The organism is Actinomadura sp. SCN-SB (assembly GCF_043906805.1).
Taxonomy (GTDB): Bacteria; Actinomycetota; Actinomycetes; order Streptosporangiales; family Streptosporangiaceae; genus Spirillospora.
Map to the genome: position 1 here is coordinate 121,527 of NZ_JBIMPP010000015.1, position 17,646 is coordinate 139,172.

The following is a 17,646-nucleotide window of genomic DNA, read 5'->3' on the forward strand; positions in this document are numbered from 1 at the left end:
CCGCCTACAGCGCGCAGGCCGAGTCGGGCTGCGGCTGGAACGCCTCGGCCGCCGGGATCGTCTTGACCACCTTCAGGTAGTCGTACGGCTCCTTGACCTCGCTGGACTGCTTGACCTGCACCAGGTAGGAGTCGTGGATGAGCAGGTGGTCCTTGGCGCGGATGCTGCCGCCACGGGCGAACATGTCGTCGATCTCGCGGCCTTCGAGCTGCTTGACCACGGTGTCGGAGTCGTCGGTGCCGCCGCGCTGCACCGCCTCCAGGTACTGCAACGCCGCCGAGTAGTTGCCCGCGTGCGAGGCGGTGGGCCGCTTACCGGTCTTGGCCTGGAAGCGGTCGGCCCACGCCCGGTTCCGCTGGTCGAAGTTCCAGTACCAGAAGTCGGTGTACTGCGTCCCGTGCATCGCGTCGGGGCCCAGCGAATGCACGTCGCTGAGGAAGACCAGTCCGGCCGCCAGGCCCACGCCCTTGTCCCGCAGCTTGTACTCGTTGTACTGCTTGACCACGTTCACCAGGTCACCGCCGGCCTGCATGGTGCCCAGCACCTGCGGCTTGGGGTTCAGCGTCGGCGCCTTGAGCAGGAACGTGGAGAAGTTGTCGTTGGGGAACGGGGTGGGATCGGACTTGACCACCGTTCCGCCGGCCGCCTTCACCGCCGCGCTGAACGTCCGGTTCATGTCCTGCCCGAAGGCGTAGTCGGGGTAGACGATGTACCAGGTCTTGGCTCCGCCCTGGGTCACCGCGGTGCCGGTGCCGTGCGCGAGCATGTACGAGTTGTACCCGTAGTGGAAGGTGTACTTGTTACAGCTCTTGCCCTCCAGCTCGGTGGTCGCCGCACCCACGTCCATGAAGATCTTCTTCTTGTTCTTGGCGACCGTCGCCACGGCCAGCGCGGCCGAGGAGGTCGGCACGTCCAAGATCACATCGGCGCGCTGCCTGTCGTAGAGCTGCTGGGCCTGGGTGTTGGCCACGTCCGGCTTGTTCTGATGGTCGGCGGCGACCACCTCGATCTTCTTGGCGACGGCCTTGTCGCCGTATTTGGCCTGGTAGTCGGCCACCGCCAGCCGCACCGACTCCACGGAGTTGCGGCCGGACACATCGGCGTAGATGGCGGTCTGGTCGTTGAGGACCGCCAGCACCACCTTGCCGTCACTGATCGCCCCGCCCGAGCCGCCGGGTCCCCCACCACAGCCGGCCAGCAGCACGCCCGCGGCCATCAGGCCGCCCCATCTCCACAACCTCATCGGGGGGTTCTCCTTAATCGCCGATCAGACGCCCGGTTCAGATTCCGAGGTATTCCAAGAGTTCGTGTTCGCGCCGGCGGACCTGGTCGTTGTCGAGCGACTCCACGACCCGGCCTTCGGCCAGCAGGTAATGCCGGTCGGCGACGGTGGCGGCGAAATGGACGTTCTGCTCGATGAGCAGCACCGTGATCCCCGCCGCCTTCACCTCCCGCAAGATCTCCCCGATCCGCTCGACGATCAGCGGCGACAGGCCCTCGGTCGGCTCGTCGCACACCAGCAGCCGCGCGCCCATCCGCAGCACGCGGGCCAGGGCCAGCATCTGCTGCTCGCCTCCCGACAGCTTGCTGCCGGGGAAGCGGCGGCGTTCCTTGAGCACCGGGAAGGTGTCGTAGACGCGTTCCAGCGACCACGGCTCGGGCCCCACCCGCGGCGGGAGCAGCAGGTTCTCCTCCACCGACAACGTGGCGTAGATCCCGCGGTCGTCGGGCACGTACCCCAGCCCGCGGGCCGCCCGCCGGTGCGGGCCGAGCCGGCCGATGTCCTCGCCGAGGAAGGTGACCGAACCGGTGGCGTGGGTGTGCAGGCCCATCACGCAGCGCAGCAGCGTGGTCTTGCCCGCGCCGTTGCGCCCCACCAGCGTGACGATCTCTCCCTCGCCGACCTGCACGGACACGTCGCGCAACGCCTGCGCCTGCCCGTACCAGGCCGACAGTCCCTCAACGCTCAGCATGGCGCATCCCCCAGGTAGGCGGCCACCACGCGCGGGTCATGGCGGATGTCGGCGTACGGCCCCTCGGCCAGCACCCGGCCGTGCTGGAGCACCGTCACGGTGTCGGCCAAACTGGCCACCACGCTCATGTTGTGCTCCACCAGCACCACCGTCCGCCCGGCGCGGATCCGCTGGATCAGCTCGATGGTGCGGTCGATGTCCTCCACCCCCATCCCGGCGGTGGGCTCGTCCAGCAACAGCACCTTGGGGTCGAGCGCCAGGGCGAGGGCCAGCTCCAGGGCCCGCTTGCTCCCGTAGGAGAGCGACCCCGCGGGCACGTCGGCCAGCGCGTCCAGCCCGACCTGTTCCAGCAGGTCGCCGGCGCGGCCGGTGAAGCCGCCCAGCGCGCGGTCGGACCGCCAGAACCGCCATCCCAGCCCCGACGACGAGGCCAGCGCCAGCTCCACGTGCTCACGGGGCGACAACCCCGCGAACAGGCTGGTGATCTGGAACGACCGGGCGACCCCCCACCGCGCGATCTCCTCGGGGCGCCGCCCCGCCAGCTCCCGCCGGCCCGCCAGCACCACGCTGCCCGCCGTCGGCTTCACGAACCCGGTGAGCAGGTTGAACAACGTCGTCTTCCCCGCACCGTTCGGGCCGACCAGGGCGTGCACGCCGCCCTCGGCCACATCAAGATCGACACCGTCCACGGCACGGAACCCACCGAACTCCCGCACCAGACCCCGCACACGCAAGACGGGAGCCGGACCGTCACCGCGCCGATCACTCATCCGACCTCCTCGCGGTCATGGCGTGACCCGGACCACATCCGGACGCCATGACCGTGAACGCTAGGTCGCGCCCGGTGACCCGGCCATGTGAGGAGCGCACATAATCGGTCGCCTGGATAAGGGCTCGGACCACACCGCATCCCGGACGGCCTGGGCATCCATGGTGTGACCTGCGGGCATGGTGGCCGACCTACCGCCCGTTCCACCCCGGCATGGGGGATCCGCCCACACCGGCGGCGCGAAGAGTGGAGCCCGCCAACGTGGCCCGCGTCGCGTCCTGCCGGGAGCATGCGAGCCATGCTTCGCCGAACAACGATCGTCCTCGCCGCCGTGCCCGCCGCCCTCGCCCTGGCGGGGGTGGACGCCGCGGCCGGAGCCACGTCCACGCGGGCGAACACCGACCGCTGCGCCCACGCGGAACGGATCCGCGTCCCGGGCGCCGAGCGGCAGGTCGCCGCCTGCCTGGACGACCTCACCACCGCCGGCACGGTCGCCTCCGGCCACACCGTACCGGCCGACTACGCGGGCCTGCACGCCGCGGGCACGCGCAACCCCAGCGGCGTCCCGGGAATTCAGATCGACGGCTACTTCCCGGACACCTCCACGTTCAACACCACCCATGGCTGGAACCACGACTCGCAGTTCGTGATCCGGCTCCCCGAGCGATGGAACGGCGGCCTGGTCGTTTCCGGCTCTCCGGGGACGCGACGCCAGTACGCCAACGACGTGACCATCTCCGACTGGGTCCTGGCCAAGGGGTACGCGTTCGCGTCCACCGACAAGGGCAACAGCGGCGCCGAGTTCTACCGCGACGGGGACCGTCCGGGTGACGCCATAGCGGAGTGGAACCACCGCACAACGCAACTGACCCGCGCGGCGAAGGCGGTCGTGGCGCAGCGCTATGGCCGTGCGCCTCGCCGTACGTACGCTGCCGGGATCTCCAATGGCGGCTACCTCGTACGCTGGCAGTTGGAGAACCGTCCCGAGCTCTACGACGGTGGCGTGGACGCCGAGGGCACCCTGTGGCGGCCCGATGGCCCCAACCTGTTCACCTACCTGCCGCCCGTTCTGCGCGCCTACCCGTCGTACGCGTCCACCGGCAGCCCTGCCGCTCACCAGGCCATCTTGGACGCGGGCTACACGGCCGGGTCCGAGTTCCTCTGGGAGTATCACCACACGGTCTACTGGGGCCTCACCCAGCGCATCTACCGTGAGGAGCTTGACCCCTCCTATGAGGGCGAGGACGCGGACTACGACTACTTCGCCCGTCCCAAGGAAGTGCGCAAGGCGGTGGCGCGCATCTCCCTGACCGGACGCATCCGCAAGCCGATGCTCACGCTGCATGGCACGTACGACTCGCTGCTGCCCATAGGGAAGAACTCCGACCTCTACGCGCAGATGGTCCACTCCAGGGCCAAGAGCAAGGGGAAGGGCTCGGCGTCCGCGCACAGCTACTACCGCTACTACCGCCTGGAAACCGGCAACCACGTGGACGGGCTCTATGACGCCTATCCGGACAAGCTGCGTCCGCTGCTCCCCTGCATGCGGGCGGCGTTCACGGCCCTGGAAAGCTGGACCGCCCCTAAGGGCCAGGCCCCTCCGCCCAGTGCCACGCTTCCGCGTCCGGCGACCGGAGATCTGGTCAACACCTGCTCCCTGACACGCTGAACGGGCCTAGGCGGACCGCAGATGGCGGGTGGCCGCGAAGCGTGCGGGGGTGATGCCCAGATGGCGCCTGAAATGCCGTGTCATGTGCGCCTGGTCGTAGAACCCCACCTCGGCTGCGACCTTTCCCGGCTGGTGCCCCTCGATGAGAAGGCGCCGCGCCCGTTCGATACGGCGCCCGGTCAGGTAGAGGTGCGGCGGAAGGCCGAAGGTCTGCTTGAAGCACCGCACGAGATGGGTGGGGTGAGCGTGCAGCAGCGCGCCGGCCTCACGCAGGGAGATTCCCGTCTCGACCCGGGCGTCCAGCAGGTCGCGTAGGTCGCCCGCCAGCCGCGCCGCGTCCCGTCCGCTGCGGGACGCGGCGGGGACGCTGCCCAGCCGCCGGACGAGACGATCGTTGATCAGCGCCAGCCGGGACTCGGCCTCGAACTCCTCGCCCGGCTCGTCCAGCGCCCGATGCAGTTCGTGGACGCGGCGCCGCAGGAGCCGGTCGGCGAGGACGGGCGCGTCCACCGCCGGGCCGATCATGCGTTCGGGCAGCATGCCGCCGTCGAGGTACACCACCCGCTTGCGGAACCCCTCGGGCGTGGCGGCCCGCCCGTCGTGCGAGACGCCCGGCGGCAGAAGCACCACCTCCCGGCCCCCGATGTGGTGGCGGCGCCGTCCCAGCAGGAACTCCACGGCCCCGGTGTCGACGATCAGCAGCGTCCAGGTGCCGTGGGTGTGCGCCGGATAGGCATGCCCCACGAAGCGCGCGTGGAAGACCTCCGCGATCCCGTGGACCTCGGGCCGCCAGGCGAGCAACTGGACGGCCCGGTCGTCACCGGCCATGCCAACAACGTACAAGACGCCGCCCGGCGGTCCCGGCAGGCTTCTCAGGGAACCGAACGAGCCCGAAGAGAAGGAGTCACCACCGTTGGCACCCGTCTGGGATACGAAGATCGCCGTCGTCGTCCGGGAGGATCTTGCGGTCTGGCAGAAGCTCAACGTCACCGCCTTCGTCGTCAGCGGCGTCGCCGCGACGGTGGACGGCGTCGTGGGCGAGAACTACAGGGACGCGACGGGCAACGAGTACCTGCCCATGTTCCGGCAGCCCGTCCTGGTGTTCGCGGCGAGCGCCGACCAGTTGACGAAGGTCCACGAGCGGGCCCTCACCCGTGAGGTCCCCATGGCCGTCTACACCGAGGAGCTGTTCGCCACGGGCCACGACGACGACAACAGGGCGGCCGTGGCCGCCGTCGAGGCCGAGAAGCTCACCCTGGTCGGCCTCGCCCTGCGCGCCGACCGCCGGATCGTCGACAAGATCGTCAAGGGTCTGGCCCTGCATCCCTGAACACGCGGTCTCAGGTCAGCGGGATCTCCTCGTGGGGCGCGCCGGAGTGCTGGAGCTTCGCGGTCCCGATCGCGCCGTGGCGGCGGACGACCTCCGAGATCAGCGCCACCGCGCGGGGCAGGTCGTCGCGGACCAGGACGTCGATCAGGGAGGTGGTCGCCACGAAGCCGCCTCCCGGATCCCCGCTGCTGATCATGCCGCCGGCCTCCGCCCTGCCCAGGCCGGCCTCCTGGAGCGCGCCGCTCAGCTCCGCCGCCACGACGCCGCCGAGGGAGCCGGGACGGCCCTCCACCTCGAGGCTGAGGCTCAGCTCCCAGGAGCGGGCGTCCGCCAGCGGGCTGCGCCCGAACCACCGTTTGACCAGTGTTCCCTGGCCGAGACCGGCCAGCGTCTCCACCGCCCAGCACGCTTCGGCCCGGCTCACCGGGTCCTCCAGGGCGCGCGTCAGGACCGGGTGGCGGAACCCCGCGGCACGGAGCGCTCCGGCGAGGGACGGAAGGTGGGCGTGGCCCTCGGCGGTCGCGGTCCGTTCCAGGGCCGATCGGACGGCCGGTTCCCGCAGCGCGGGGTCGTCCACGGTGACGAGCCGCCCGGCCCGCTCCAGCAGGCCCGCCCATTCGGAGAACGGGAAGTCGTCGGAGTCCGGAGTGCGCGTGGAATACAGGGGACGCTTGACGTGGAGGTCGTAGGGCTGGGCCACGGCCAGGTGACCGTCGGGCCTGGTCGTCCAGGTCAGGCCGGTGCCGCTGAGGTCGCGCAGCTCGTACCAGTCGCGGGTCTCCGGGCGGGGGCCGCCATCGCCCCGGCCCGGCCTGACGAGGTGGAAGGCCGCGTCGACCAGCGGCGTCATGACGTCCACGTCATCGTGGTCGTCCAGCACCGCGAAACGGGCCAGCAGCGCCAGCATCGGGCCCGGGTGGCGCAGCGAGGGATCGTGCAGGGCCACCGCCCGGCACAGCAGGTCCAGCTCCGTCCAGCGCATCAGGTGCGGGTGGAAGTGGGCCTGGTCGTCCCAGGCCACCTGGACGGCCTCCGCCGACCCGGGGGCGACGAGGTCCAGCCCGTAGTAGCCGAAGAAGTCCAGCGTGAGAACGAGCCCGTACCCGTCGCCGACGGCGAACTCCGCCTGGAGGTCCTCCGCCTCGTCGTCGAAGTCCTCGTCGTCGAAGGCGACGTCCTCGTCGAAGAGGTACACGGTCCAGAAGTCGGGCTCGGCCATGCGGGCTTTCAGCGCGTCGTCGAGCGGCATGGCCAGCAACCTAGACGATTTCAGGACGCGGCGGACCAGGCCAGCAGTTCCTCGGCGGTGAAGGTGTTGACGACGCGCTCGGGCGGGACGCCGCAACGGGCGGCGCGTTCACAGCCGTAGGGCTGCCAGTCGAGCTGGCCCGGGGCGTGCGCGTCGGAGTCGATGGCGAAGTGGCAGCCCGCTTCGACGGCCAGGCGGAGGAGGCGTTTGGGCGGGTCCAGGCGTTCGGGACGTGAGTTGATCTCGACCGCCACGCCGTAGGCGGCGCAGGCGTCGAACACCAGGGCCGCGTCGAACTCCGACTCCGGGCGCAGGCCGCCCCGCCTGCCGCCCGCCTTGACGATCCGGCCGGTGCAGTGGCCCAGGACGGTGACGCGCGGGTTCGCGATCGCCGCGACCATCCGCTTGGTCATCGCGACCCTGTCCATGCGCAGCTTGGAGTGGACGCTGGCCACGACGACGTCCAGCCGGTCGAGCAGATCGGGGTCCTGGTCGAGGGAGCCGTCCTCCAGGATGTCGACCTCGATGCCGGTGAGGATCCGGAACGGGGCCAGCTCCTCGTTCAGCTCGGCGACGACGTCGAGCTGCGCGCGCAGCCGGTCCGCGGACAGCCCGTTGGCGACGGTCAGGCGGGGCGAGTGGTCGGTGAGCGCGATGTAGTCGTGGCCGAGGCTCCGCGCGGTCTCGGCCATCTCGCGGATCGGGGACCCGCCGTCCGACCAGTCGCTGTGGGTGTGCAGGTCGCCCTTGAGCGCGGTGCGCAGCCGCGCGGCCGACTCGTCCAGCGACGAGCCCTCCGTGGCCTCCAGCCGCCGCAGGTAGACGGGTACCTCGCCGCGCAGCGCCTCCTCGATGACCAGGGCGGTCACCGTGCCGATGCCGTCCAGCGCGGTCAGCGTCCCCTCGCGGGCACGGGACGCGAGCTCGCCGGGAGGCAGGCCACCGGCGACATCGGCGGCCTTGCGGAAGGCCCGCACACGGTAGGTCGGCTCGTGCGCGCGTTCCAGCAGGAACGCGATCCGGCGCAGTGCCTCGACGGGCCCGAGGCGTGCGGAGTCGTCCCCCCGCGATGATTCGTCCACGGTTTCGACCGTACCCAGGTATTACGACGGCGTGGCACTCCAGTGGCATTCGCACATGCCCGCACCCGCTCTAGCCTGTGCGCATGGCGGGTGAAGGCAAAAGGGAAGGAAGCCTCCGAGACACGCTGGGACTGCTGGTCATCCCCATATGGGAGGCGCTTTTCCGTCCGGCGGCGCCCCGTGACCCGGACCGGCCCTGGCCGCCCCTGCCGCGCTGGGTGCGCCGCCGCGTCGAGGGACGGGTCCCGTTCGCCGCGGCCGTGCAGGTGATCGACCTGCTCATCGCGCTGGCCTGCTACTTCGGCACGTACTCGCTGCTGATGAACGAGGTCGCCAAGCGGGACCTGGACCCCTGGAACGGCGAGCTGGTCCTGTCGGCGCTGGTGGCGTCGGTGCCCCTGGCGCTGCGCGAGCGGCATCCGATGGCCGCCTGGCGGATCTTCCTCGTCGGGATGGTCGTGGTCGGCCCCTACCGCTGGACGGACGTGACGTTCGCGGGCGGCACCGGCATCACCGGGCTCCTCGTCCTCTACACGGTGGCGGCGCGCTGCTCCCGGTCGGACACCGTCGGGGTGGGCCTGCTGTCGATCGCCGGGATCCTGATCACCACCCCGGAGAACGGCGCGGGCACGTCCTTCCTGGTCCCGCTGCCGCTGGTGGTGGGGTACGCCGTCCAGTACCGCAGGAACGCCCGCCGCGAGCTGGCCGAGCAGGAGAAACGCCACCAGGAGGCCGAGGCGGTGCTGACCGAGCGGCAGCGCATCGCCCGCGAGCTGCACGACGTGGTCGCGCACCACATGTCGATGATCGCGATCCAGGCGGAGGCGGCCCCGCTCAAGGTGGCGGCCGTGCCCGACGAGACCCGCAAGGACCTGGCGGAGATCCGCGCGACCGCGCTGGCCGCGCTGACCGAGATGCGGCGGATCCTCGGCGTCCTGCGCACCGAGGACGGCTCGCAGACGGCGCCGCAGCCCGACCTTGGAGGGCTGGAGGAGCTGCTGGAGGGAGGCCGCGGCGCCGGCCTGACGATCGTCACCAGGCTGGACGCGGGGCTGGCCGGGCTGCCCTCCGGCGTCGGCCTCACCTCGTACCGGATCGTGCAGGAGGCGCTGAGCAACGCCATGCGGCACGCCCCGGGCTCGGAGGTGGAGGTGGCGATCCGCCGCGAAGGCGAGATACTGCGGCTGGACGTCGTCAGCGGCCCGCCCGCCGACGGCCGCCGCCCCACGCCCTCACCGCCCGGCGCCGGACACGGACTGGTCGGCATGCGCGAACGGGCGGCCATGCTGGGCGGCGAACTGGTCGCCGAGCCCACGCCGGAGGGAGGATTCGCCGTGCGCGCCACGCTGCCGATCACCGGAACGGCCACATGACGCAGTCCCGCATCCGCGTGGTGATCGTCGACGATCAGGGAATGGTGCGGACGGGGTTCGGGGTGTTCCTCAACTCCCAGCCCGACATCGAGGTGGTCGGCGAGGCGTCCGACGGCGAGGAGGCGCTGCGCGTCATCGCCGAGCTGAGGCCCGACGTCGTCCTGATGGACGTGCGGATGCCGGTCATGGACGGCCTGGAGGCGACCCGCCGCCTGCTCGCCGGCGAGCCCGACGACGACCGGCCCAAGGTGCTGATGCTGACCACCTTCGACCTGGACGACTACGTGTACGAGGCGCTGCGCGCGGGGGCCAGCGGGTTCCTGCTCAAGGACGCCTCGGCCGCCGAGCTGTCCGACGCGGTCCGGATCATCGCGGCCGGGGACGCGCTGCTCTCCCCCTCCGTCACCCGGCGGCTGATCGCCGAGTTCTCCCGGCTGGGCGCGCCGCGCGCCCCGTCCCGGAAGAGGCTGGAGGAGCTGACCGAGCGGGAGACCGAGGTGCTGACCCTGGTCGCCCGCGGCCTGTCCAACGCGGAGATCGCGGCCGAGCTCGTCGTCGCCGAGCAGACGGTGAAGACCCATTTCGGCCGCATCCTGATGAAGCTGGGCCTGCGCGACCGGCCGCAGGCGATCGTCTACGCCTACGAGACCGGGCTCGTCCGGCCGGGCGGGTAGCACCCCTCGCACCGGGGTCGTAGGGACGGGACGGCTCCCCGGGTTGATCCGCGCGACGGCCCCCGGCTCCTAGCTTCCTGACTCAGCAGAACCACGCTGAGCAGGAAGGACGCGCCGCCGTGCGTACAGCGCGCCGCACGATCGCCACCGCCGCCCTGGCCGCCGCGGCGGCCGGTTCCACCGCGGCCGCCGCCCCCGCGCGTCCCGCGCCCTACCGGGCCCCCGAGGCCGTGCCCGCGCTCACCGCGCCGGCCCTCACGTCCCGGTACGCGGCGGTCGAGCGGAACATCCGCACGGCGCTGGAGGCCGCCGAGCGGGCCGATGACGGCGACCGCCGGGCGGCGCTGGCGGCGTTCCTCTCCCCCGGACGGCGCTTCCTGGCGTTCGACGCGCGCGGGCACGGCCGGGTCGTCGAAGTGATCGGCGACCTGGCGCGGGCGGACCGGGTGGCGGTCGTGGTGCCGGGAGCGGACGGGCTGCTCACCAACTTCGACTCCTGGAAATGGGCGGGCGGCGGCGCGCGCGCCCTCCACCGGCAGGCCCGCGTGAGCGCGCCGTCCGCACGCCTGGCCGTCGTCGCCTGGCTCGGGTACGACTCGCCGTCCACGCGGAGCCCGGCCGTCCTCACCGACGGCCGGGCGGACGACGCGGGCCGGGAGCTCGTCCGCTTCCTGACCGGCCTGCGCCAGGTCAACGGCCGGGCGCGGGTCGCGTTGCTCTGCCACAGCTACGGGTCGGTCGTGTGCGCGAAGGCGGCACCCGGCCTCGACGGGCGGCGCCTGCCCGTGGACGAGATCGCCCTGTACGGCAGCCCCGGCGTCAACGCCCGCACGGTGGGAGCGCTGAGGACCGGCGCGCGGGTCTGGGCGGCACGGTCGGCCGGCGACTGGACGCGGTTCGTCCCCAAGGTGCGCGTCGCCGGGATCGGCTTCGCCCACGACCCGGCCGCTCCCTCGTTCGGCGCGCTCCGCTTCGACGCGGGACGCGGGCCGCACAGCGCCTACCTGCGTCCTGGGTCCGTCTCGCTCCGCAACCTCACCCGCATCGCGCTCGGCCATCACTCGGAGGTCACCCATGCTCGCCACAACCGAACCCCCTGAGGCGGCACCGCCCGGCCTGGCCGCGCGCATCGACGCCGCCACGCCCCCAGGACGTGACCGCGCCGTGGACGCCCTGCGCGCCTTCGCCATCCTCGGTGTGGTGCTCGGGCATTGGCTGGTCACGGCCCTGATCGTGACCGGCGGCGGCGAGCTTCGGGCGGCGAGCCCGCTGGCGGCGATGCCCGCGTTCACCCCGATCTCCTGGGTGCTTCAGACCCTCGCCCTGTTCTTCCTGGTCGGCGGCTACACCGCCGCCAAGGGGTACAGGCCGGGCGACCGGTGGGCGTCCTGGCCGCGGCGCCGGCTCGTCCGGCTGATGCGTCCCGTCCCCTTCCTCCTGGCGGCATGGGTGCCGATGGCGGGCGCGCTGTTGTGGGCGGGCCTCTCCCCCGGCACGATCCACGCGCTGATCAAGCTGGTGTTGAGCCCGCTGTGGTTCCTGGCGGTGTACGGGACGCTGACCGCGCTCACCCCGCTGATCGTCAGGTTCCACCGCCGTGCCGGGACCCTCCCCGCCGTCGCGGTCGTCCTCGCCCTCACCGCCGCGATCGACCTCGTCCGCTTCGGGCTGGACGGGCCGGAGTGGATCGGCTGGGGCACGGTCCTCACCGGCTGGCTGGTGCCCTTCCTGCTCGGGATCGCCTGGGCGGACGGAACGCTCGGCTCCCGGCGCGCCGCCGCGGCCATGCTGGCCGGGGGCGTGGCCGCCACGGCGGCGCTGGTGGCGTGCGCGGGCTATCCGGCGAGCATGGTCGGCGTCCCCGGAGCCGAGGTGTCCAACCTGAACCCGCCCACCCTGGCGGCCGTCGCCTTCGGCATCGCCCAGGCCGGCCTCGCCCTTCTCGTCCGTGACCGGCTGGCCCGCTGGATGCGCCGCCCCCGGGCCTGGGCGCCGGTGGCGCTGGCCAACCTCGCCGCGATGACGATCTTCCTGTGGCACCAGACGGCGATGATGACGGTCACGGTCGCCGCCCTCACGGTCACCCGCACGGCGCCGGGGCTGCACACGGCGCCCGACCACCCGGCCTGGGCGCTGGAACGGCTGGCCTGGCTGCCCGCCTTCGCCGCCGCGCTCGCCGGGCTCTTGGCACTGGCCCACCGTTTCGAGAGACCTTCCAGAACCTGATTTTGACCTTCCGGGAGGGCCCCGGCTGTACACGCGGGGAGAACGCCCATGCGCCGACCACCGGACATGGTCCGGCAGAAGGACGAGCATGCCGCCGCCCCGCACGACCACCGGGCGCGCCCGACGGCTACGACGGGTCCTCGCCTGCGCCGCGACGATCGCGGGGGCTGACGACCGCCGGGACCGGCCGCGCCGACCCCTACTCCGCCCCCGTGTGCCCCTGCCCGCCCTCACCCCGTCCACGCTCGGCGCCCGGTACGCGATCGCCCTCGGCAGGGCGTCCCATGTGACCCGTACCTCCCACAGGTGACCATCCCACGGGCTTTCACCAGGAACGCGGGCCGTTCCACCCCCGGAACGGTGGCACCCTGGGGACGTGGACACCATCAGCGACGCCTCGATCAGGGAGCAGACGACCGAACGCCTGGAGAAGGCGATGGGGTCCTTCGGGACCGCCGCGCTGGCCCGGATGGAAGAGCAACTGCCCTGGTTCCGGCGGCTGCCGGCGGACCAGCGCTCCTGGATCGGCCTGGTCGCCCAGGCGGGCATCGCCGCGTTCGTGGAGTGGTTCAAAAGCGCCGAGAAGACCCGCCCCGCGATCGCCGGGGAGGTGTTCGGCACCGCGCCGCTGGAGCTGATGCGCTCCATCAAGCTGCACCACACCATCGACATCATCCGAGTGATCATCGATGTGGTGGAGAGCCGGCTGGACGAGCTGGCCGCGCCCGGCGGCGAGACCCAGCTGCGCGAGGCGATCCTGCGCTACACCCGCGAGGTGGCGTTCGGCGCCGCCCAGGTCTACGCCCGCGCGGCCGAGACCCGCGCCGCCTGGGACGCCCGCCTTGAGGCCCTGGTCGTGAACGCGGTGATGCGCGGCGAGGTCGACCACGGCATGCACTCCTGGGCCGCCGCCCTCGGCTGGACCGCCAAGCCCGTCACCGTCGTCGCCGGGTTCACCCCCGAGGACGAGGAGCCCGAGGTCACCATCGACCAGATGCAGCGGGCCGCCCGCCGCGCCAAGGTGGACGTGCTGGCCGGCGTCCAGGGACGCCGCGTCCTGGTGATCGTCGGCGGCACCGAGGAACCGGTGCAGGCCGTCCGCCCCATCGCCGCCAAATGCGGGCCCGGACCGGTCGTGATCGGGCCGCTCGTGGACGACCTGTACGCCTCCACCGCCTCGGCGCGCGCCGCGATGGCGGGACTGGCCGCCGCCTGCGGATGGCCGGACGCGCCCCGCCCCGTCCTGGCCACCGAACTCCTCCCCGAGCGGGCCCTGGACGGCGACGAGGCCGCCCGGCGCTATCTGGTGGAGGAGGTCTACAACCCGATGCTCGCCGCGGGCGCCCCCCTGCTGGACACCCTCACGACCTATCTGGAGCAAGGGTCGTCATTGGAGGCGACCGCGCGGCTGCTGTTCGTCCACCCCAACACGGTGCGCTACCGGCTGCGGCGAGTCGCGGAACTGACCTCGCTCACCCCGACCGACGGGCGCAACGCCTTCACCCTCCGGATCGCCCTCGTCCTCGGCCGTTTCTCCAACCGTCCTGCACGCCTCTAGACGCCTTGTAGGTGTCGTACAAAGCCCGTCACGCAAACTTCGTGTGGCCCGGCATCGAGTCCGATCGCCCCTACCGGCAGGCTGGACTGCGTGATTCTGATCGCGTCGCCCGGCCAGGGCGCTCAAACCCCCGGATTCCTGCAACCGTGGCTAGAGGTCCCTGGAGTCGCCGACCGATTGGCCTGGTGGTCCGCGGTCACCGGGCTGGACCTGGTCCGTTACGGCACCACCGCCGACGCCGAAGAGATCCGTGACACCGCCGTGGCCCAGCCGCTGCTGGTCGCCGCGGCCCTCGCCGCCTACGAGACCCTGTACGGCCCCGGCTCCGCGCCCGGAGCGGTCGCGGGCCACAGCGTCGGGGAGCTGGCCGCCGCCGCCATCGCCGGCGTCCTGACCCCCGAGTCCGCGCTCGTCCTGGTACGGGAGCGCGGCCGGGCCATGGCCGAGGCCGCCGCCGTCACCGAGACCGGCATGACCGCCGTCCTCGGCGGCGATCCCGACGAGGTCCTCACCGCGATCGACAAGCACGGCCTCACCCCCGCCAACGTCAACGGCGCCGGGCAGGTCGTGGCCGCCGGAACCACGGAACGGCTCGCCGCGTTCGCCGACGAGCCCCCGGCCAAGGCCCGCCTCCGCCCCCTGTCGGTCGCCGGCGCCTTCCACACCGAGCACATGGCGCCCGCCGTCGACACGCTGCGCCGCCTCGCCCCCGGAGTCCCGGTCGCCGACCCTCGCGCCACGCTCCTGCAGAACCGGGACGGCGCCGCCGTCAGCTCCGGCCGCGAGTTCGTCTCCCGGCTGGTCGACCAGGTCAGCGCCCCCGTCCGCTGGGACGCCTGCATGGCGACGATGCGCGACCTCGGCGTCACCGGCATCATCGAGCTGCCACCCGCCGGAACCCTGGTGGGCCTGGCCAGACGGGAGCTGAAGGGCGTCCCGACCGTCGCCCTCAAGACCCCCGACGACCTGGGCAAGGCCCGCGACCTCATCGAAGGAGCGGGCTCATGAAGCTCCGCGTGCCCGCCGCCGTCCCCGGGTCGAGGATCCTGGCCTTCGGCGACTACCAGCCCGCCCGGGTCGTCACCAACGACGAGCTGGCCGAGACGGTCGACACCAGCGACGAGTGGATCCGCACCCGGGTCGGCATCGCGTCCCGCCGTATCGCCGGGCCCGAGGAGGGCATCGTCGAGATGGCCGTCCACGCCGCCGGCAAGGCGCTGGCCGGGAGCGGGCTCGGCCCCGGCGACATCGACCTGGTCGTCCTGGCCACCTGCTCGGCCGAGTCGCCGATGCCGGCGCACGCGCCGCAGGTCGCCAGCCGGCTCGGGATCGACGCGCCCGGCGCGTTCGACCTCAACGCCGCGTGCGCGGGGTTCTGCTACGCGCTCGGCGCCGCCGACGCGGCGGTGCGCGCCGGCACGGCCCGTAACGCCCTGGTCATCGGCGCCGAGAAGATGTCGGCCTGGCTGGACTGGTCGGACCGCTCCACCAGCATCATCTTCGCCGATGGCGCCGGCGCCGCGGTGGTGACCGGCAGCGCCGAGCCCGGCGTCGGCCCGGTGGTGTGGGGCAGCGACGGCGATCACCACGACAAGATCATCATCCCGGACCGGAACGCGTTCATCCGTCAGGAGGGCCAGGCGGTCTTCCGCTGGGCGACCGGCGCGATCGCCCCGGTGGCGCTGGAGGCGTGCGAACGCGCCGGCGTCGCGCCCTCCGACCTGGCCGCGATCGTGCCGCACCAGGCCAACCTCCGCATCGTGGACGCCATCGCCCGCAAGGTGAAGGCGACCAACGCCGTCGTGGCCGACGACATCGTCCACTCCGGCAACACCTCGGGAGCGTCGATACCACTCGCGCTCTCCCGCATGATCGAACGCGGCGACGTGCCGTCCGGCGCCCCGGCCCTGCTCGTGGGGTTCGGCGCCGGACTGGCCTACGCCGCGCAGGTCATCCAGATCCCGTAGCCAGGGACCCGACCCGGAAGAAGGAGAACGCACACATGGCAGTGGCCAGCGACAAGGAGATCCTGGAGGGTCTCGCCGAGATCATCGACGACATCGTCGGCATCGACCAGTCGGAGGTGACCCCGGAGAAGAACTTCATCGACGACCTCGACATCGACTCGCTGTCGATGGTGGAGATCGCCGTGGCCGCCCAGGACAAGTTCGGTGTCGAGATCCCCGACGACGAGCTCCGCAACCTGAAGACGGTCAAGGACGTCATCAACTTCGTCCAGAACCTGCAGCAGTAGTACGGGGCGCCGCGGCGGCTGCCGGCGCGCCGCGGCCCCCATCCCCAGCTTTGCGAGGAGCACTCACGAATGACCACTAGCCAGACCACCGTCGTCGTCACCGGGCTGGGCGCGACCACGCCGCTCGGCGGCGACTGGCCGTCGACCTGGTCAGCGCTGCTCGCCGGAAAGTCCGGGGTGCGGACGCTGGACTGGGACGACCTGGACAAGCTGCCGGTGCGGTTCGCCGCGACGCTCGCGGTCGACCCGTCCGAGGTGATGCCCAAGCAGCAGCTGCGGAAGCTTGACCGGAACCAGGCGATCGCGCTGATCGCGGCCCGGGAGGCATGGGCGGACGCCGGCTTCGCGCCTCCCGCGCCCAAGAAGGGACGCCCCGCCGAGCCGGCCGAGGGCGACACGGTGGACGGCGACCGGCTCGGGGTGGTGGTGTCCAGCGGCATCGGGGGCCTGCACACCGCGCTCAACAGCCACGACGTCAACCGCGAGCGGGGCTGGCAGCGGGTCAGCCCGTTCACCGTGCCGATGCTCATGCCCAACGGCGCCGCCGGCCATGTCGGCATCGAGTTCGGCGCGATGGCCGGCTCGCACGCCCTGGTCAGCGCCTGCGCGTCCAGCGCGGAGGCGGTCGGCTACGGCATCGACATGATCCGCGCCGGCCGCGCCGACGTGGTGATCTGCGGCGGCACCGAGGCGTGCATCCACCCCCTCCAGCTCGCCTCGTTCGGTTCCATGCGCGCCCTCTCCACCCGCAACGACGAGCCGGAACGGGCGTCCCGCCCCTACGACAAGAACCGCGACGGCTTCGTCCTGGGCGAGGGCGCCGCCGTGATGATCCTCGAATCCGAGGAGCACGCCCGCGCCCGCGGCGCGAACGTCTACGGCATCGCCGCCGGCTGCGGCTACTCCGGCGACGCCTTCGACATCGTCCAGCCGGAGCCGACCGGCGCCGGCCAGTCCAAGGCGATGCGCCGCGCCATCCAGAACGCGGGCCTGGAGCCGTCCGACATCGTCCACATCAACGCCCACGCGACCTCGACCCCCTTGGGCGACGTGGCCGAACTCAACTCCATCAAGGCCGCCCTGGGCCCGGAGGCCAGCGCCAAGGTCAACATCACCGGCACCAAGTCCATGACCGGCCACCTCCTGGGCGGCGCCGGCGCCCTGGAGTCCGTCATCACCCTGATGGCCCTCAAGGAACGCCTGGTCCCCCCGACCATCAACCTGGAGGACGTGGACGACGAAGTCGACCTGGACATCGTCCGAGGCGAACCCCGTCCCCTCCCCCCGGGCCCCTTGGCCGCCCTCAACAACTCCTTCGGCTTCGGCGGCCACAACGTCTCAGTAGTCCTAAAGACCGCCTAGAGAAAACCCAAAAGAGGCCCGCCCCTGTTGGGGGCGGGCCTCAAGCATGCCCAGCCTCCAAGCCCGCGAGAAACCGGCTCACGAAGCGAGCCCCAACGACGAGCGCAGCCATAAGCAGCTCCGCACC

At 72.1% G+C, this 17,646-nt stretch carries 17 protein-coding genes; 11 read left to right on the forward strand and 6 right to left on the reverse strand.

From position 1 onward, the window contains the following. Positions 1-4: 4 nt before the first annotated feature. Genes ACGWYJ_RS12950 through ACGWYJ_RS12960 form a run of 3 tightly spaced genes read right to left on the reverse strand, consistent with a single transcriptional unit; the run spans position 5 to position 2,743 of the window. On the reverse strand, positions 5-1,243 hold the full coding sequence (locus ACGWYJ_RS12950) for an ABC transporter substrate-binding protein (protein ID WP_395106151.1): 1,239 nt from the start codon (positions 1,241-1,243) through the stop codon (positions 5-7). Positions 1,244-1,280: 37 nt separating this feature from the next. Further along, on the reverse strand, positions 1,281-1,973 hold the full coding sequence (locus ACGWYJ_RS12955) for an ABC transporter ATP-binding protein (RefSeq protein ID WP_395106152.1): 693 nt from the start codon (positions 1,971-1,973) through the stop codon (positions 1,281-1,283). Further along, positions 1,967-2,743 carry an ABC transporter ATP-binding protein gene (locus ACGWYJ_RS12960; protein ID WP_395106153.1) on the reverse strand — a complete coding sequence of 259 codons (777 nt, stop codon included), beginning with the start codon at positions 2,741-2,743 and terminating at the stop codon, positions 1,967-1,969. The genes ACGWYJ_RS12955 and ACGWYJ_RS12960 overlap by 7 nt, the downstream gene beginning before the upstream one ends. A 297-nt stretch (positions 2,744-3,040) precedes the next feature. On the opposite strand from ACGWYJ_RS12960, the gene ACGWYJ_RS12965 reads away from it, so the two are divergent. Then, positions 3,041-4,411 (forward strand): tannase/feruloyl esterase family alpha/beta hydrolase, encoded by a 1,371-nt coding sequence (locus tag ACGWYJ_RS12965; protein WP_395106154.1) that lies wholly within the window; start codon positions 3,041-3,043, stop codon positions 4,409-4,411. A 6-nt stretch (positions 4,412-4,417) separates the two neighbouring features. On the opposite strand, the gene ACGWYJ_RS12970 is transcribed toward ACGWYJ_RS12965, so the two are convergent. Beyond that, the gene (locus tag ACGWYJ_RS12970; RefSeq protein ID WP_395106155.1) at positions 4,418-5,239 is read right to left on the reverse strand and encodes an AraC family transcriptional regulator; all 822 of its coding nucleotides are present in this window, start codon (positions 5,237-5,239) and stop codon (positions 4,418-4,420) included. Positions 5,240-5,324: 85 nt separating this feature from the next. Here ACGWYJ_RS12970 and ACGWYJ_RS12975 point away from each other — a divergent pair, with 85 nt between their 5' ends. Further along, the gene (locus ACGWYJ_RS12975) at positions 5,325-5,741 is read left to right on the forward strand and encodes a DUF2000 family protein (protein WP_395106156.1); all 417 of its coding nucleotides are present in this window, start codon (positions 5,325-5,327) and stop codon (positions 5,739-5,741) included. A gap of 10 nt (positions 5,742-5,751) precedes the next feature. On the opposite strand, the gene ACGWYJ_RS12980 is transcribed toward ACGWYJ_RS12975, so the two are convergent. After that, positions 5,752-6,990, reverse strand: coding sequence for a hypothetical protein (locus ACGWYJ_RS12980; RefSeq protein ID WP_395106157.1), 1,239 nt, complete (start codon positions 6,988-6,990; stop codon positions 5,752-5,754). A gap of 20 nt (positions 6,991-7,010) precedes the next feature. Then, on the reverse strand, positions 7,011-8,072 hold the full coding sequence (locus ACGWYJ_RS12985; RefSeq protein WP_395106158.1) for a PHP domain-containing protein: 1,062 nt from the start codon (positions 8,070-8,072) through the stop codon (positions 7,011-7,013). Positions 8,073-8,155: 83 nt separating this feature from the next. Between ACGWYJ_RS12985 and ACGWYJ_RS12990 the strand changes: the two genes are divergently transcribed. The 9 genes from ACGWYJ_RS12990 to ACGWYJ_RS13030 all read left to right on the forward strand — a co-directional run bounded on the left by ACGWYJ_RS12990 (position 8,156) and on the right by ACGWYJ_RS13030 (position 17,519). Next, on the forward strand, positions 8,156-9,445 hold the full coding sequence (locus ACGWYJ_RS12990; protein WP_395106159.1) for a sensor histidine kinase: 1,290 nt from the start codon (positions 8,156-8,158) through the stop codon (positions 9,443-9,445). Beyond that, complete coding sequence (locus ACGWYJ_RS12995) at positions 9,442-10,119, forward strand: response regulator (RefSeq protein WP_395106160.1); 678 nt, start codon at positions 9,442-9,444, stop codon at positions 10,117-10,119. Before ACGWYJ_RS12990 ends, ACGWYJ_RS12995 begins: the two co-directional genes overlap by 4 nt. A 119-nt stretch (positions 10,120-10,238) precedes the next feature. Next, complete coding sequence (locus ACGWYJ_RS13000; RefSeq protein ID WP_395106161.1) at positions 10,239-11,219, forward strand: alpha/beta hydrolase; 981 nt, start codon at positions 10,239-10,241, stop codon at positions 11,217-11,219. Beyond that, positions 11,194-12,345, forward strand: a complete 1,152-nt coding sequence (locus tag ACGWYJ_RS13005; RefSeq protein WP_395106162.1) for an acyltransferase — start codon at positions 11,194-11,196, stop codon at positions 12,343-12,345. The genes ACGWYJ_RS13000 and ACGWYJ_RS13005 overlap by 26 nt, the downstream gene beginning before the upstream one ends. Positions 12,346-12,721: 376 nt before the next feature. Beyond that, positions 12,722-13,903: a PucR family transcriptional regulator gene (locus tag ACGWYJ_RS13010; protein ID WP_395106163.1), complete on the forward strand. Its 1,182-nt coding sequence runs from the start codon at positions 12,722-12,724 to the stop codon at positions 13,901-13,903. Between the two features lie 90 nt (positions 13,904-13,993). Further along, positions 13,994-14,911 (forward strand): ACP S-malonyltransferase, encoded by a 918-nt coding sequence (locus ACGWYJ_RS13015; RefSeq protein ID WP_395106164.1) that lies wholly within the window; start codon positions 13,994-13,996, stop codon positions 14,909-14,911. Then, the gene (locus ACGWYJ_RS13020; protein WP_395106165.1) at positions 14,908-15,870 is read left to right on the forward strand and encodes a beta-ketoacyl-ACP synthase III; all 963 of its coding nucleotides are present in this window, start codon (positions 14,908-14,910) and stop codon (positions 15,868-15,870) included. The genes ACGWYJ_RS13015 and ACGWYJ_RS13020 overlap by 4 nt, the downstream gene beginning before the upstream one ends. 35 nt (positions 15,871-15,905) lie before the next feature. Further along, positions 15,906-16,157 (forward strand): acyl carrier protein, encoded by a 252-nt coding sequence (locus ACGWYJ_RS13025; RefSeq protein WP_395106166.1) that lies wholly within the window; start codon positions 15,906-15,908, stop codon positions 16,155-16,157. Positions 16,158-16,226: 69 nt separating this feature from the next. Next, positions 16,227-17,519, forward strand: a complete 1,293-nt coding sequence (locus ACGWYJ_RS13030) for a beta-ketoacyl-[acyl-carrier-protein] synthase family protein (protein ID WP_395106167.1) — start codon at positions 16,227-16,229, stop codon at positions 17,517-17,519. Positions 17,520-17,646: the final 127 nt, after the last annotated feature.